Source organism: Shewanella abyssi, assembly GCF_023284025.1.
Classification (GTDB): domain Bacteria; phylum Pseudomonadota; class Gammaproteobacteria; order Enterobacterales; family Shewanellaceae; genus Shewanella; species Shewanella abyssi.
Genome location: NZ_JAKIKR010000007.1, coordinates 41,014 through 56,863, shown reverse-complemented (window position 1 = coordinate 56,863; position 15,850 = coordinate 41,014). Strand labels below are relative to the sequence as shown.

At 43.0% G+C, this 15,850-nt stretch carries 11 protein-coding genes and 6 tRNA genes; 2 read left to right on the top strand and 15 right to left on the bottom strand.

What is annotated here, in order from left to right; translation table 11 throughout:
* The first annotated feature begins 8 nt into the window (after positions 1-8).
* Positions 9-1,019 carry a Holliday junction branch migration DNA helicase RuvB gene (gene ruvB, locus L2755_RS05020; protein WP_248979640.1) on the top strand — a complete coding sequence of 337 codons (1,011 nt, stop codon included), beginning with the start codon at positions 9-11 and terminating at the stop codon, positions 1,017-1,019.
* A 1,066-nt stretch (positions 1,020-2,085) separates the two neighbouring features.
* On the top strand, positions 2,086-4,599 hold the full coding sequence (locus L2755_RS05015) for a TonB-dependent receptor (RefSeq protein ID WP_248979639.1): 2,514 nt from the start codon (positions 2,086-2,088) through the stop codon (positions 4,597-4,599).
* Between the two features lie 99 nt (positions 4,600-4,698).
* On the opposite strand, the gene gloA is transcribed toward L2755_RS05015, so the two are convergent.
* The 15 genes from gloA to L2755_RS04940 form a co-directional block, all read right to left on the bottom strand.
* On the bottom strand, positions 4,699-5,109 hold the full coding sequence (gene gloA / locus L2755_RS05010) for a lactoylglutathione lyase (protein ID WP_248979638.1): 411 nt from the start codon (positions 5,107-5,109) through the stop codon (positions 4,699-4,701).
* Between the two features lie 338 nt (positions 5,110-5,447).
* Positions 5,448-6,089 carry an endonuclease III gene (nth, locus tag L2755_RS05005; protein WP_248979637.1) on the bottom strand — a complete coding sequence of 214 codons (642 nt, stop codon included), beginning with the start codon at positions 6,087-6,089 and terminating at the stop codon, positions 5,448-5,450.
* Positions 6,090-6,185: 96 nt separating this feature from the next.
* On the bottom strand, positions 6,186-6,881 hold the full coding sequence (locus tag L2755_RS05000; RefSeq protein ID WP_248979636.1) for an electron transport complex subunit E: 696 nt from the start codon (positions 6,879-6,881) through the stop codon (positions 6,186-6,188).
* On the bottom strand, positions 6,874-7,500 hold the full coding sequence (gene rsxG / locus L2755_RS04995) for an electron transport complex subunit RsxG (RefSeq protein ID WP_248979706.1): 627 nt from the start codon (positions 7,498-7,500) through the stop codon (positions 6,874-6,876). Before rsxG ends, L2755_RS05000 begins: the two co-directional genes overlap by 8 nt.
* An 88-nt stretch (positions 7,501-7,588) precedes the next feature.
* A complete protein-coding gene (gene rsxD, locus L2755_RS04990) occupies positions 7,589-8,641 on the bottom strand; it encodes an electron transport complex subunit RsxD (protein WP_248979635.1) in 1,053 nt (350 codons plus the stop codon).
* Positions 8,642-8,644: 3 nt separating this feature from the next.
* The gene (gene rsxC, locus L2755_RS04985) at positions 8,645-10,864 is read right to left on the bottom strand and encodes an electron transport complex subunit RsxC (RefSeq protein WP_248979634.1); all 2,220 of its coding nucleotides are present in this window, start codon (positions 10,862-10,864) and stop codon (positions 8,645-8,647) included.
* Positions 10,858-11,427 carry an electron transport complex subunit RsxB gene (gene rsxB / locus L2755_RS04980; RefSeq protein ID WP_248979633.1) on the bottom strand — a complete coding sequence of 190 codons (570 nt, stop codon included), beginning with the start codon at positions 11,425-11,427 and terminating at the stop codon, positions 10,858-10,860. The genes rsxC and rsxB overlap by 7 nt, the downstream gene beginning before the upstream one ends.
* Before the next feature lie 2 nt (positions 11,428-11,429).
* Entirely contained in the window at positions 11,430-12,008 is a 579-nt protein-coding gene (rsxA, locus tag L2755_RS04975; RefSeq protein WP_248979632.1) for an electron transport complex subunit RsxA, read from the bottom strand.
* 106 nt (positions 12,009-12,114) lie between these two features.
* A complete protein-coding gene (locus L2755_RS04970) occupies positions 12,115-14,040 on the bottom strand; it encodes an EAL domain-containing protein (RefSeq protein WP_248979631.1) in 1,926 nt (641 codons plus the stop codon).
* A 183-nt stretch (positions 14,041-14,223) separates the two neighbouring features.
* Positions 14,224-14,299 (bottom strand) — tRNA-Asn (locus tag L2755_RS04965).
* Positions 14,300-14,335: 36 nt separating this feature from the next.
* Positions 14,336-14,411: transfer RNA gene (locus tag L2755_RS04960), tRNA-Asn, on the bottom strand.
* Between the two features lie 31 nt (positions 14,412-14,442).
* Positions 14,443-14,518 (bottom strand) — tRNA-Asn (locus L2755_RS04955).
* Between the two features lie 33 nt (positions 14,519-14,551).
* A tRNA-Asn gene (locus tag L2755_RS04950) sits at positions 14,552-14,627 on the bottom strand.
* A gap of 38 nt (positions 14,628-14,665) precedes the next feature.
* Positions 14,666-14,741: transfer RNA gene (locus L2755_RS04945), tRNA-Asn, on the bottom strand.
* A 46-nt stretch (positions 14,742-14,787) separates the two neighbouring features.
* A tRNA-Asn gene (locus L2755_RS04940) sits at positions 14,788-14,863 on the bottom strand.
* Positions 14,864-15,850 lie beyond the last annotated feature (987 nt).

Genomic DNA, 15,850 nt, shown 5'->3' with positions numbered 1-15,850 from the left:
GATAACTGATGATTGAAGCTGATCGCCTAATACAACCCCAAGTTATCGAACCGCAAGAAGTCATTGATAGGGCAATGCGTCCTAAACTTTTGGACGAGTATACTGGCCAAGATGATACTCGTGCACAGTTAAAAATCTTTATAGAAGCGGCGCAAAAGCGTGGCGAAGCATTAGATCATATGTTGATTTATGGCCCGCCAGGCCTAGGTAAAACAACATTGGCGATGATTGTTGCTAATGAGATGGGGGTGAATATCAAGTCCACATCTGGACCTGTTCTTGAAAAGGCCGGTGACTTAGCGGCTCTGTTGACGAATCTTGAAGATAATGACGTGTTGTTTATCGATGAAATTCATCGATTAAGCCCAGTAGTGGAAGAGATTTTGTATCCTGCTATGGAAGATTACCAATTAGATATCATGATTGGTGAAGGTCCGGCTGCGCGATCCATTAAGCTGGATCTACCCGCATTTACTTTAGTTGGGGCCACAACCAGAGCGGGGTCTTTGACCTCTCCGTTACGGGCTCGATTTGGGATCCCCTTAAGACTAGAGTTTTATAACGTCAAAGACCTGTCGACCATTGTTGTTCGTTCAGCAAAAGTAATGGACCTAAAGATAGACGAAGAGGGCGCAATTGAGATCGCCAAGCGCTCACGTGGAACCCCTAGAATCGCTAACCGTTTATTACGCAGAGTGCGAGATTTTGCCGAAGTTAAACACAGTGGCGATGTGACCAAGATTATTGCTGAGCTCGCATTGGATATGCTGGATGTGGACGGCGAAGGTTTTGATTATATGGACCGCAAACTAATGTTTGCCATTATCGATAAATTTATGGGAGGCCCTGTAGGCCTAGATAACTTAGCGGCCGCAATTGGTGAAGAGCGTGAAACGATAGAAGATGTTCTCGAACCGTTTTTGATCCAACAAGGCTTTATACAAAGAACGCCACGTGGACGTATTGCGACGCAAAGAGCCTATAACCATTTTAATCTAATCCAACCCGAATCTAAGTAAGCAATCTGTTTACCTGATTGAAGAGCAATCGCTTTGCTATTGCTCTTCAATTCTCAATATATGCGCTAAATTTTCATCATCTGCGCTCGCCTTTTTACTGCAATGACTTCTGCTCGTTAATTTCACCATCGATTCCAAGTGTATTTAAACTGACTGCTGGATAGCTTTTGCCCTGACTAACGCAGTCTCCTGGGCCCACAAACGTGAGTCATAGTTGAAATGCAAGCAAGTGAATGGTAAACAGTCCAAGTTAACGTCATTAGCGAAAGGATTGCTGAAGTCGAACCGACCACAATGGCAGCTACAATCAACAAATTTATCGATTAAAAAATGATGACATCCATAGAGGTGCTGGATTTAGTTTGAAATTCAGGCAATGAGAGTGATAGTTATACGATCTAAGTGAATCGTTAGTGTACCGCAAGGGGGCTGACTTCTTGCCATGAATGAGTGTGTTGTCATTTAAAGAGTGTATACATAGTCATTTGAGAATCTATTTATCCACAGTATCTGAATATTTATTCTAATTCTGAAATGTTACTTTAACACTTGGTAACAATAACAACTGTTGCGTGGGTGTAAGTTATGTCGGGTGTTTTTTTGCTGTTATGTTGCCAACTTTAACGATTAAGGCCGGCTGTGCTGTTTTAATTCTGAACACTTTCCTGCTGATTAGTCCATTTTTTCGTAAAAAAACATGAACCAACGCTAATTACTGACCATTTATTGGGTTCGATTACTAAAGTTTCATCGAGAAAAATGTGACGCGCGTCACATTTTGAGTTTTTAGCGTGGTTAATGAGTTGTTGCATCCAAGGTGGTTTTTTATGCTTTTTATGCTAGCTATGGCAGGGTTATGTGTTGCTTGTTGGTATTTGTGCTTATTTAAAAATTCCAGCCGTGATGCCGCGCTACTTTATTTGTCATGTAATTTAACAACGTAAAGTGAATGGTTAACGATTTGGTGGATTGACGCCATAAACGTGAAATTGCAGTATCCCTAACAACGTCAGTGATAACAAATGACGTGCATATAAAAATAATTAAGTTAGGGAGTACGACATAAATGAATAGACCATCTAAATTGGCCTCAGCGATAAAGTTCGGATTGATCGCATCCGTTTCTACATCAGCTATTACTGTTTCAACAGCAGCATATGCTGAAGAGGAAGCAAAAGTAGAACGCATTGCTGTAACCGGCTCCCGTATTCAACGTCAAGATATGGAAACTGCTTCTCCAGTCACTGTTATTGATGCAGCCACCATTAAAGCAGAAGGTTTCACCTCTGTAGACCAATTGCTACAAGCACAAACTTCTATGGCTGGGGCAGCTGTTGGTTCAAGCACTAACAACGGTGCAGACGGTGTTGCTCAGGTAGACCTTCGCGGTATGGGCTCACAGCGTACGCTAGTATTGCTAAACGGCCGTCGTATGGTTAACTCAGGTTCAGGTGCTGATAGCGCTGTGGATCTTAACTCTATCCCTATTGCAATGATTGCACGTGTAGAGATCCTAAAAGATGGTGCATCAGCGGTATATGGCTCAGACGCTATTGCTGGTGTTGTTAACATCATCACTAAGAAAGATTTTGAAGGCTTCCAGATAGATGTTACTGGTGGCATGACTGATAAGAGCGACGGTGAAAACGGCGAAATCAGTGCGCTTTACGGCTTTAATACTGATACTGGTAACTACACATTCGGTGCCGCTTACTCAGAGCGACGCAGTGTGATCCAATCAGATCGTGACTTTACCGATCCAGGTGCTAGTTCTTTCATTCCAAATGGCTCGCTAGGCGGCCAAGTGAAAGATGAGAATGGTAATTGGGTAGATCGTGAAGAGAGCTATGATTACACTCAAGATAGCTATTATCAAACACCTAGCAAGCGCTACAGCTTGTTCGCTAATATGACCCAAGAACTTGGCGATGACCTAGTGTTAACAGGTGATATTCTCTACACTAAGCGTAAATCTAATCAGCAGATGGCAGCGCAACCGGCTAACATCATGCTTGATGTATGTGAAGCTGGTGACAACCCAGCTACCTGTTTAGAGCTTGATCAAGATATGATTGATGGTGGTATCGTTGCTGATGAGAATGGCCAAGTAAACTACCGCAAACGTATGAACGATGTAGGCCCACGTATCTACACGCAAGATACAGACACTATGCGTATTTCTGCAGCCCTTGCCGGTACAGCTGATATTAATACCGGTATGGACTGGGATATTGCCTACACCTACGGTAAAAACAAAGCTGAGACTGCGGTTGAGAACTCAATCAATGGTACTTCTTTGGCTAATGCGATTTATGCAGACCAAGATCCTTGGTTAACAGGCCAACCAATAACTGACCAAGATGTGCTTAATAGCGTTGCGTACACCGAGGATGCAGACGGTGGTAATGAACAACATGTATTCTCAGCGGGCTTAACAGGTGAACTATTTGACCTTGATGCTGGAGCCGTCGCATTTGCGATGGGGGCTGAGTACCGCTACGAAAGTGGTTACTACAATCCAGATCCAGTTGTGGTTGCAGGGGAAAGTACTTCCGCACAACAAGATCCAACCGATGGTAATTACAGCGTAATCTCTGTATTCCAGGAAGTCAGCGTACCGTTTACCGATAAGTTAACCGGTGAGTTTGCACTGCGTTTTGATGATTACTCTACATTTGGTAACGCATCAACGTGGAAGATTGGTCTAACCTATGAAGCAACTGATGATCTTATGATCCGTACTGTTGCCGCGACAGGCTTCCGTGCCCCTAGTATCAGCGAGTTATATGCTGGTAACTCAGGTTCATACGATTACCTTGAAGATCCATGGGGTAATGAGCAAGATGCTCAAATCCTAGTCAACCGTACCTCGGACGAAAACCTTCAGCCTGAAGAGTCAGAGTCTTATACTGCCGGCTTAGTGTATTCACCAAGCTACCTAGCTGGCATGTCACTAACGGTTGACTACTGGCGTTTTAAAGTTAAAAACGCAATTGCCCGTATGGATACGCAAAATGGTTTACAGAACTGTTATGACGGCGACCAAGCAGCGTGTGAAGCGTTTAACATCGGTCCAAACGGTGATTTAACAAACCTAACGAGCACATTGACTAACGTCGGTTACCAAGACACAAGCGGTATCGATTTTAACCTAGCCTATAGTTTTGAAGCATTAAACCTAGACTGGACCATTGCTAATGACACCACCTATTTGCTGAACTTTGAGCAAGATGGTGTTGATTACACTAACACCATCGATGGTAACTTCGGTGCATATGCTGAAATGCGTAACAACTTCAGCATTAAAGCCGGTCAAGATGATTGGAGTGTAATGTACTTTAACCGTTATATTGGTGAGATGGATGACTTAGGCGCAGGTACTAAGGTTGACTCTGTTCTTTATCACAATATTTCGGCAAGCTACTTCATCAATGATACTTGGATGGTGACTGGTGGCGTTAAAAACTTAACTGACGAGTTACCTTCAACCGTTTCTAACGGCAGTGATGGTGGCACAGTACCAGAAGTTTACGACACTGTTGGTCGTCAATACTATGCCGGTGTAACGGTTAAGTTCTAAGCTAAAAACTAATGTTTATAGCTTGTTCTAAAAGCTAAAAAAAGCGCCGCAAGGCGCTTTTTTTGATCTTTGGAAAAGGATAAATTGAAGCGAAGAGCGTTAACCAAGCCCTTTCTGCGATGAACTCATCTGTATTAATTCAATTTTGTAGCCGTCAGGATCTTCAACAAAAGCAATTACGGTGCTACCGCCAGCGACGGGTCCAGCTGGACGTATCACTTTGCCGCCAGCGTTTGCTATTGCATTACAACGGGCATAGATGTCCTCTTCGCCAATGGCGATATGGCCAAATGCGTCCCCTATATCGTAGGTCTCAGTGCCCCAATTATAGGTGAGTTCAATCACTGCACTGCCAGTAGACTCTTCAGCATAGCCCACAAATGCTAGGGTATATTTATACTCACTATTTTCGCTTTTACGTAATAATTTCATGCCCATAACCTGAGTATAAAATTCAATGCTGCGATCCAAGTTTCCTACGCGAAGCATTGTGTGAAGTAGTTGTGCCATTGTATATCCTAGGGTTAAGGTTCTTTATGTAGCCATTATATCGCTTATTATTGAGATCTAAGAAGGTGATTAAATACTTTTTGTAAAAATTGAGTGAGATCAACTTATTTTGCCTGTATCTAGATCACAAAACGCCCAAATTAGCCTGAGAAAGTCTCATTTTTCTTATAATATAAATTAACTTATTTAAGGAGTTATCGATGCAAACTGAACTTAAAATGTCGCTAGGACTTAGCGCTATTATCGCAGCTGTTCTGTCAATTTTCTTTATCTGTATGTTCTAAAAAAAGCCGCATTAGCGGCTTTTTTATTGGCAATGTGAGCCTTCAGGTCGGCGTTTATTCTTCGGGGTAAACCTTGCCTTCAAACTCACAGAGGTCTTCAATCATACAGCTGCCGCAACGAGGCTTTCGGGCGATACAGGTATAGCGTCCGTGTAATATTAGCCAGTGATGGACATCCACTTTAAACTCGGCAGGAACCACTTTTAGCAGCTTCTTCTCGACTTCAACCACATTCTTACCCATCGCAAACTTAGTGCGATTTGACACTCTATCAATATGAGTGTCTACAGCAATGGTAGGCCAGCCGAATGCAGTATTGAGTACCACGTTAGCTGTTTTTCGACCAACGCCTGGTAGCGCTTCTAATGCCTCTCTATTTTCTGGCACTACACCATCATATAGCTCGACTAAGATCTCACAAGCTCGGACCACATTGACAGCTTTGTTGTTGTACAAGCCGATGGTCTTAATGTATTGCTTTAATCCATCGACCCCAAGTGCTGCAATACTATGGGCGGTATTTGCCACAGGAAAGAGTTTATCAGTCGCCTTATTAACGCTAACGTCTGTAGCTTGAGCTGAAAGCGTTACTGCAACTAACAATTCAAATGGACTGGCGAAATTGAGTTCAGTTTCAGGGTGAGGGTTGTTGTCTCTAAGTCGCTCTAAAATAAGGCGGCGTTTTTCTGTGTTCATATGCCAATATCCATCAGATGTTGTTATTATTCTTAGACGGTGCAATTGCTAGCTCAAATGAACCGATATCAATTAACCGGTTCTAATTCAGCGCTATCAATTAACTTTTGTGATCCTAACTCGCGCTGGCGCTGCTTGCTCAGCCTTAGGCTGTTTAGCCTCTATGTAGTTATCAATAACATTTTTAAGTGCAATCAACAGTCCCATTCCGATAAAGGCACCCGGTGGCAGCATGGCTAATAAAAAGGTTGTGTCTACTTGCCAAAGCTGGATGGTTAACCCTTTTGCCCACTCACCTAGTAACAGATCCGCACCGTAAAAGAGTGTACCTTGTCCCAATATTTCACGACTAGCTCCCAGTACGCACAGTACCAGGGTAAAACCTAAACCCATCATCAAGCCATCAAAGGTCGATTTTGCGACACTGTTTCGCGAGGCGAATGCTTCTGCTCGGCCGATGATGACACAGTTAGTCACAATCAGTGGTAAAAATATCCCTAGCGAAAGGTAAAGGCCATAAGCGTAGGCATTAATGAAAAGCTGAACGCTGGTGACCAGTGCGGCGATGATCATCACAAACACCGGAATACGGATCTCTTTCGGGACGTAATCTTTGACCAAAGAGACCAATATGTTTGAACCAATCAATACTAGCATTGTGGCTAAGCCAAGCCCTAAGGCATTGGTTAATGTCGCTGTAACGGCAAGTAAGGGGCATAAGCCCAGCAATTGAACGAGTCCGGGGTTATTCTTCCACAGCCCTTGCCAAGCTAATTCTTTATATTCACTCATTGCCAACCTCACAACTAGCGGGTGCATCTAATAACTCATCTTTATGGGCATTAAAATAGAGAGTCGCTTTTTTTACCGCCTTTACAAAAGCACGAGGCGTTATGGTAGCACCTGTAAATTGATCAATATCACCGCCATCTTTTTTTACATGCCAGCGTCTATCCTTGTCTGATAATACCGATAAGCCGTTAAACGAAACAACCCAGTCGGATTTTCTTAGCTCGATTTTATCGCCGAGTCCTGGGGTCTCCTGATGGGCGAGAGTGCGTACTCCAAGCACATCTCCTTGCCTATCAAAACCTATGATAATCCGGATATCTCCGTTATAGCCATCGGGGGCTACCGTTTCAATTGCAATGGCTACACCAACACCATTTTTTGTCGCTATATAGGCTGGAAGTGCGGCGTCAGTTCCTAGATAATCAGCCGCTGTAATAGTGATGCAATGACCTGTGAGCTCATTATCGTGCAGTTCATCAGGAATTATTTGATGTAACACTCTTGCCAGCTCAATCTGTTCTTGTTGCTTTATTTTAGCAAATGTAAGCTGGTTGACCACCGCGACAAATCCGGTGCAAAGCAGGGCAAACAGTCCCAGTGTTAAGCCATTTTTTAGCATTGATCTTTTCAAAATATTGTCTCTAACTTAATCATCGATGACATCTTTTTACCCATTATTTGCTGGCTTATTCGTAATAAACTCACTATTAGTTTCCAGAACGATGTCCGTAACTACGTGGTTTTACGTAATAATCTATAAAAGGTGCACATAGGTTAGCCAGTAATACCGCGAATGCAAATGCATCAGGATAGCCACCATAAGTACGGATAACATAAACTAAAACGCCGATTAAGGCGCCAAATATCAACCTGCCTCGTACGCTAGTGGCTGCGGTGACCGGGTCGGTAGCGATAAAAAATGCAGCCAGCATAGTTGCGCCTGAAAACAGCTGCAACAATGGTCCAATATGCGTGTCTGGGCTTAATAGATAATCAAAGCTACTGCAGACAAAAATAGCGGCAATCACGCCCACGCTGATCTGCCAACGGATCACTTTCAATTTAAGCATGGCGATGCCACCTAGCAAGTAGGCAACATTGACCCAAAACCAACCGACACCGTAGCCATCAGAGAAGATGCTTTTTGATAGGCTCTCTGTAATGGTTAGTCCAAGTGATAAGTCTGTCTTTACGGTATCAAGAGGCGTCGCCATTGCAATACCGTCAAAGCCGAGTTTATAAATATTGAGTTGCTCTGGCGTCATAGCACCAAATATCGCTTGGAGTGTTAGCCCTAGATCCATTGGCGTTTGGGCTAATGATAACGGCACTGACCAACTGGTCATCTGTACTGGGAAAGAGATCAGCAACATGACATAGGCTGCCATAGCAGGATTAAATATGTTTTGTCCTAAGCCGCCATAAAGGTGTTTAACGATGACAATGGCAAAGAGCGTCCCGATAACCACTATCCACCAAGGTGCTATTGAGGGCAGTGAAACACCAATCAATAAAGCCGTGAGGACAGCGCTATTATCACTTATGGTCGGTTTTATAGGGCGTTTTCTTAGCTTGAGTACAATAGATTCACTTAGCAAGGCAACAGCAATTGCCAGTAGAACCTGAATCAAAACACCCCAACCAAAAAAATAATACTGGGCTGCTATACCAGGTAAAGCGCACAATATGACTCTGCGCATGACACTTTGGGTTTGCAGCTGCACTTTTAAGTGTGGCGATGACGCTAACTTAAATGCCATGAATTATTCCTTCTCTTCCAATTTTGCTTGCGCTTTTTTTGCTTTCGCCTTGGCAACTGCTGCGGCAATACGTGCTTTTTTAATCTCTGCGGGAGATAGTGCCGATTCTGCAGCGGGATCAGTACTTGAATCATTCGCTACGGCGTTGGGATTTGTAGCTTCTGTGTCATCACTAGTTAGTGATTGTTTTTTTGCTTTCGCCTTGGCAACCGCAGCGGCTATCCGCGCTTTTTTAGTGTCAGCTGCCAAAGTAGTTTCAGTACTCTCTTTATTGGTATTTGGCACTGTGTTAGTTGCTAACGCAGTATCATTATCAACGAGCACTTTCTCTTGGGTTTTATCGCCATCAGCTTGTAATTGTTTTTTTGCTTTAGCACGTGCAATGGCTGCAGCTACTTTCGCTTTCTTCTCATCTACAGCATTAACCTGTACATCAGGGGCTGAAGTTTTAGCTGATGGATTATTTTGTTGTGCCTTCTTGGCTTTAGCTCTGGCAATTGCTGCGTTGATTTTAGCCTTTTTATCATCGATTGGGTCGACTTCAACATCATCAGATCCAACTGGATGGTCAGTCGCTGTTGTAGCAGAGGCTTTCTTTGCTTTTGCACGAGCGATAGCTGCGGCTATTTGCGCTTTCTTATCTTGAACAGGCGCTGGCGCTACAGAGTCTGCTGTATTTGACTGTGCAGCTTTCTTAGCCTTCATTCTTGCCATCGCTTCTGCAACCACATTTTTGTCGGCGCTAGCCATACTGTTTTTACGTCGTGCGGCCGCTTCTCTTGCTTTGGTTTCTCGAGCGAGTTTTTCATCTTCTAGGCGTTGCTGTCTTGCATCAAAACGCTGTTTAGCTAAATCTGCCTGTTTTTTCTCTTCGGACTGTGTACGCAGAGCCGATTTAGCCACCCGATAATATTCAACTAACGGAATGTCACTTGGACAAACGTAACTGCAGCAACCGCATTCAATACAATCGTGAAGGTTAAAGCTCGCCGCTTTATCGTATTCTTCTGCTTGGGCATGCCAAAAGAGCTGCTGTGGTAACAACAGTGCAGGGCATACAACCGCGCATTCGCCACAGCGGATACAAGGCATCTCTTGTTGATCAGGAGCGATCTCTTCAGTGCTTGGCAGTAAGATACAGTTGGTGCCTTTTAGCACTGGCGCTGTCACATCTGGCAATGAGTGGCCCATCATTGGACCACCGATAATGATTTTATCTTGGCTGAGGTCACCTTTAAAACCACTAGTTTGAAGAATATGTTGCACTTGTGTACCAATCGGTAGCCAGTAGTTACCCGGGGTCTCGCAATTCAATCCCGTGACTGTAACCACTCGTGATATCAGTGGTTGTCCGTTAATAACGGCATCTTGTATGGCGTAGGCGGTAGCGACATTTTGTACCAGCATGCCAAGCTGGGCGGGGATCGCGCCAGAGGGCACTTCCTGACCGGTTAAAATTTGGATTAACTGTTTTTCGCCACCAGATGGATATTTAGTCGGCACTTTTGTGATTCTAACGTTATCACTTGAAAGTTCACTTCGATTGAGTGAATGCTGCATCGCTTCAATGGCTTCAGGCTTGTTGTCTTCAATGGCGATAATAATCCGTTTAGGCGTCAATAAACGTTCAATAATCGCGATGCCTGAGATGATTTCATCGCTATACTCTTGCATTAATCGGTCGTCGGATGTGATGTAGGGTTCACACTCTATGCCGTTGATGATCACCAGTTCAATATCACTCACTGGACTCAGTTTTATGTGAGTCGGAAAAGCGGCGCCACCGAGCCCTGCAATACCCGCATTTTGGATCAACTTTAAGATCTGTTGGTTGTCCAAAGTCGATAGGTCAGATGTAATGGTTTCGATAGATTCATCTTGTCCGTCTGCAGTGAGCACACAGCTTAAAACGGGTAAACCTGATGCGTGGTTACTCGGCAGCTGTTCTATCGCTGTGATGGTGCCTGAGGTCGGTGCATGTACTGCACAATGAGCAAAGCTGGTACCAGCAGTGAGTGCTTGGCCTTTTACGACTCGCTCACCTTTTTTGATCCTCAGTAACGCGCTATCGCCAACTTGTGGAATAGGGATAATAAAGTGGCTTGCTAAGGGGAAGTTAGCAATAGTCGTCTTACTTGATAGCGTTTTTAACTCAGGGGGGTGGATACCACCATGCGAGCGCCAAAGCGTTCCTTTATCAACTTGTTCTAATAAAGTTAGCACTGCGGATCCTCTTGCACTTGTTTTACCGGAATCGCATTTAACTGCCAATTCCACGTCTTAGTTGTTTGTTCGATTGGTAGCATATCAATACAATCTACAGGGCAGGGAGCAACGCACAAATCGCATCCTGTGCAGTAATCGGTGATGACGGTATGCATCAGCTTACCTGAACCCAAAATGGCATCGACTGGGCATGCTTGAATACACTTAGTACACCCTATGCATTCATCTTCGCGTATATACGCGACTTTTTTCTCTTGGATTTCTTCAGTGGCGTTGAGTGGCTCTGGATCTACGCCGACGAGATCGGCAATCTTTTCCATTGTGGCAGTGCCACCTGGCGGGCATTTATTGATCTTATCGCCATTAGCGATAGCTTCGGCGTAAGGTTTGCAGCCAGGGTATCCACACTGACCACATTGTGTTTGCGGGAGTAGTGCTTCTACTTGTTCAGCAAGCGGATCACCTTCAACTTTAAATTTTTCTGCGGCAAATCCCAGTAAAATACCAAAGATAAGCGCGAGTATTGTAAGAACAACAACAGCGATGACAATACCTGACATGTTTATTTAACCAACCCTGTAAAGCCCATAAATGCAAGGGACATAAGCCCTGCGGTAACCATAGCAATAGCACCACCTCTAAATGGGGCGGGTACATCTGCTGCGGCGAGCCGTTCACGCATCGCTGAAAATAGGATTAACACTAACGAAAACCCGACCGCGGCACCGAAGCCGAATATGGCAGATTCCAAAAAATTATGGTCTTCATTAATATTGAGCAGGGCTACACCGAGTACTGCACAGTTTGTAGTGATCAAGGGTAAATAAATACCTAACGCGCGATGTAATGAAGCACTGGTTTTTTGTACTAGCATTTCGGTGAATTGCACCACCACGGCGATAACTAAGATGAAGCCCATCGTTCTTAAGTAACCGAGATCGAACGGTAAAAGCAGGTATTGGTTGACCAAATAACTGAGAATAGACGCAAGCGTCAGCACAAATGTGGTAGCCATAGACATACCAATTGCAGACTCAAGTTTGCTGGACACCCCCATAAATGGGCATAAACCTAGGAATTTTACTAACACAAAGTTATTGACCAACACAGTGCTGACCAATAACAGGAGATATTCACTCATCTCAATTCATTATTTAGACAATCTTAACGCCATTATCGGCTTTTCCACCGCCATAAACAACACAAAGAAAGCAGGGACAAATAAATTAGCTTTCTTATGAGTAAATTTAACGCACTATTTCAGTTGCCTTGGTATGACTCACTGTCACTAAAGGCGTTGGCTTGGCAATATAGTAACCTTGAAGGCCGTCGAGTAACAGCTGCTCCATGGCCAATTTTTGTTCTTGATTCTCTACACTTGTCGCAATCACTCTAATGGTCAGTTTTCTTGCAATATCAATGATCATTTTAACAAAGAAGCGATTATGAGTGTCAGAGGTAATACCTTGAGTGTAACTGCCATCCAATTTGATAAAGTCTGGACGCACCTCTTTAAAGAACTTAAACGATGTAAAGCCGAGACCGAATCTTTCTATTGCTACTCGAGCGCCTACACTGTGTACTTCATTAATAAAATGATATGTCGCGGACAGGTTAGTTTGCATACCTGATTCACTGACCTCAAATACCAGCCTGCCAGCTAAATTTCGTTGGCGGAGCAATACATTTTTCAACCAAGCGACAAAGCTTTTATTATTGGCCGATGACGTGCTGATATTAATACCAAATAAGCCCGTTAGCGACGGCGTACCTAGCAGCAAACTCAGTGTTTTTAAGATCACTAACTTATCCAACTCTTGGCTCATTCCATGACGTTCAGCCATGGCAATGACTGTCGTTGTAGGGAGGAACTTACCTTGGTCGTTGTAAAAGCGGGACAGGAGCTCGCGGTATGATTCAATATCGGTTCGGCATGGGCGTATGGGTTGGGCGTATAACTTTATCGCTTTACGTTTTAGGATCTCGTCGATGGCAACTTTCCAACGGCTATCCCCAAACAGTTCATCACCGGTAAGTTTTTGTTGTACGTGAATACTATTTGGCCCCATTGTTTGCGCAATACTGACGGCAGTATCGGCTAATGTCATTAATGTCACTGGATCGTTATTTTGTAAATAGGGACATAAGCCTATGTAGGCAACGGTATCGGTGCCCAAATTTTGTTGGTACTCATCAAAGGATATTTTTAGTTGCTCGATGATAGTCATGCCATCTTTTAAAGAAACATCAGGCAAAATCAATGCGAAATCCGCAGTAGAAATGCGATAACAATCGGCATTCGGCAATTTAACCAATGACTTTCTGATCTGGTTAGCTATTCGCGCTAAGTAACTATCGCCTGCTTCACGTCCATGTAATTGGTTTATTGCAGTAAGTTCAGAGGCCCTAACCATAGCCAGTACACCCAATTGTTGGCTGTTAGGCAAACATATCTCATTTAACTTCTCGGTGAATTTAGAGCGGGTGCCAAATCCGCTAATAGGATCTTGAAAAGCGGCTTTAGCCAGTGTTTCGTGGGTTTCATTGAGTTCATCGATTTTGGCTTTCAACTTACTTTGGCATGACTCTAGTGCCCTAACGAGTGGGGTAAACTCACCCTTTAATTTGGACTTTTGTATTGCGTGAAAAGTAAAGTTAGGTAGCTCGTCAATTATCTTTGAACTGTACTGTATTTTTTTAGCTTGGCGCAGCGCCAGTAATAAATTAAAAACACTAATCAGTAAGAAAGAGCCCCAAATAAGCATCAACTGATCTGCAAACCTATCGGATACGGTAGTGATCTCTTTTGCTATGGACAGTTTTACCTGTAATCGACCATTAGTCAGTGCTTGGGTGACTGGGATCTCAATCTGATAGAGTCCATTGATAAAACTTCCACCCTCAGACAGTAACTTGCCCTTGGTGAAACTATTATCATTGTCGTCACTGTCAATGTATTGGAAAAACTGGAAATTAAAACTTTTATCTAAATGTTGGTATAACGCTTTGCCATCACCTAGCCCATGGCTTTCAGCGGCAATACTCGCAGTGTATGTTGCCAATTCTTGAGCGCTACGATGGGCTAAATTAGTTTGATTGTTGGAAAAGGTAACCAAAGTGAGTCCGCAGAAAACGAAGACTAAAAAGAGTAGGTAATATCGGAAACTAGTCATAATGAGTCCATTCACAATCATAGAAGACAAAATTGTTCTAAAAAGGTGTATCTCTATGGGCATTATAAACTGATTTTAGATTTAATATCAGTTGCTTTGTATGAGGAATGTTTAGTTTGAATATGATTTATGCTTGATTTGCAGACAGTAATGTTGAATAACATCGTTTTTATTATATTAGGTTGGCTCCCCAGACTGGATTCGAACCAGTGACATACGGATTAACAGTCCGCCGTTCTACCAACTGAACTACAGGGGAATCGCAATATTACCTATATTTGATTTATCTTTAGATTGGCTCCCCAGACTGGATTCGAACCAGTGACATACGGATTAACAGTCCGCCGTTCTACCAACTGAACTACAGGGGAAACGCTATAAATCTAAATCATAAATAAAAGTTGGCTCCCCAGACTGGATTCGAACCAGTGACATACGGATTAACAGTCCGCCGTTCTACCAACTGAACTACAGGGGAAACGCATTTTACTTATTGTTACTGATAAAAAATTGGCTCCCCAGACTGGATTCGAACCAGTGACATACGGATTAACAGTCCGCCGTTCTACCAACTGAACTACAGGGGAATTACATTTTTTATCAATATTTAACGGTTATATAAAAATGGCTCCCCAGACTGGACTCGAACCAGTGACATACGGATTAACAGTCCGCCGTTCTACCAACTGAACTACAGGGGAATTGCTTTTTTATATTACCAGATAAATATCTGATTAACTTAAACTTTGGCTCCCCAGACTGGACTCGAACCAGTGACATACGGATTAACAGTCCGCCGTTCTACCAGCTGAACTACAGGGGAATCGTTTAAGTTACGTCTCGTTGAAGACGGAGCGCATATTAAATGGCTCTTACTACTGAGTCAACTCGACAAGGGAAAAAAAGTGCATTTATGCGGTTAAGTGTTCATCAAATGTGCATCATGGTGATGAATGCACCATATTTATCAATAACTGAACAGCTAGAACGCAAGCCTATGAGTTAATCGTAGTTTTCGATTACCTTAATGGGTATTTATAAAACTAATTGCTTAAAGAGACGGTATGAGCATTTCATATGTAATAAAATTACAAAAAAAACATTCATCATGCTTAAGTTGCAGTACTGGTTAAAAGTCCCGCTATAACAAGGTTTGCGTGAGTTATCCACTAAATCTGTGGATAAGCCTGTGGGTTAAGTGAAAAAAACTGTTGCAAAGGCCGATGAATAGGGGCTTGAGGTTAAAATGAGCAATTTTGTTGAGTTTTTTTTTTATCGTTTAAAAACAGATTGATGCAAAAATCAACAGTTAATTTTTTACCCTTTTAAAGTTGTTGCTGAATTGTAACTGTTTATTGTGGTGTCATTGTGAATTAAAGTGCCTGTTCTAGGCTGCTGTGGCGCAATGGACTTTGCTAAGCCATTGATTGTCACTAATGTCGTAAACTTTCATCTGAGTAAACAGAAATGGTTATACTATTTGATAAGTCAGGTTCATCCCATATTGGATATATACCCATCCTACTTGAAGATGCTCGTTTCAGAGGCGTTGTGCCAGTTCAATTCTAGGCGCGTTAATGTAGAAATGGTTATTCCCTTTTAAGTTAGTGCAACAACGAAGTGGGCTTGCATAACGCCTTCTGCGATGGGTTTTAGTGGGCTTTACTCCGTGTTATTGATTTTACCAAGGGAGCGACCATTAGTGGCAATCAATGCCTTGATTAAAGCCCATTAAATTCCCACTGAATTCTGCATCTTCAGGTAAGATGGGTATAAATAGGGTAAAATGCGCCCAAGCAAATTGAGGAAG

Bases quoted from the DNA above. Each gene is read 5' to 3' on its own strand.
- ruvB (WP_248979640.1), top strand. From the start codon at position 9: ATGATTGAAGCTGATCGCCTAATACAACCCCAAGTTATCGAACCGCAA.
- L2755_RS05015 (WP_248979639.1), top strand. From the start codon at position 2,086: ATGAATAGACCATCTAAATTGGCCTCAGCGATAAAGTTCGGATTGATC.
- gloA (WP_248979638.1), bottom strand. From the start codon at position 5,109: ATGGCACAACTACTTCACACAATGCTTCGCGTAGGAAACTTGGATCGC.
- nth (WP_248979637.1), bottom strand. From the start codon at position 6,089: ATGAACACAGAAAAACGCCGCCTTATTTTAGAGCGACTTAGAGACAAC.
- L2755_RS05000 (WP_248979636.1), bottom strand. From the start codon at position 6,881: ATGAGTGAATATAAAGAATTAGCTTGGCAAGGGCTGTGGAAGAATAAC.
- rsxG (WP_248979706.1), bottom strand. From the start codon at position 7,500: ATGCTAAAAAATGGCTTAACACTGGGACTGTTTGCCCTGCTTTGCACC.
- rsxD (WP_248979635.1), bottom strand. From the start codon at position 8,641: ATGGCATTTAAGTTAGCGTCATCGCCACACTTAAAAGTGCAGCTGCAA.
- rsxB (WP_248979633.1), bottom strand. From the start codon at position 11,427: ATGTCAGGTATTGTCATCGCTGTTGTTGTTCTTACAATACTCGCGCTT.
- rsxA (WP_248979632.1), bottom strand. From the start codon at position 12,008: ATGAGTGAATATCTCCTGTTATTGGTCAGCACTGTGTTGGTCAATAAC.
- L2755_RS04970 (WP_248979631.1), bottom strand. From the start codon at position 14,040: ATGACTAGTTTCCGATATTACCTACTCTTTTTAGTCTTCGTTTTCTGC.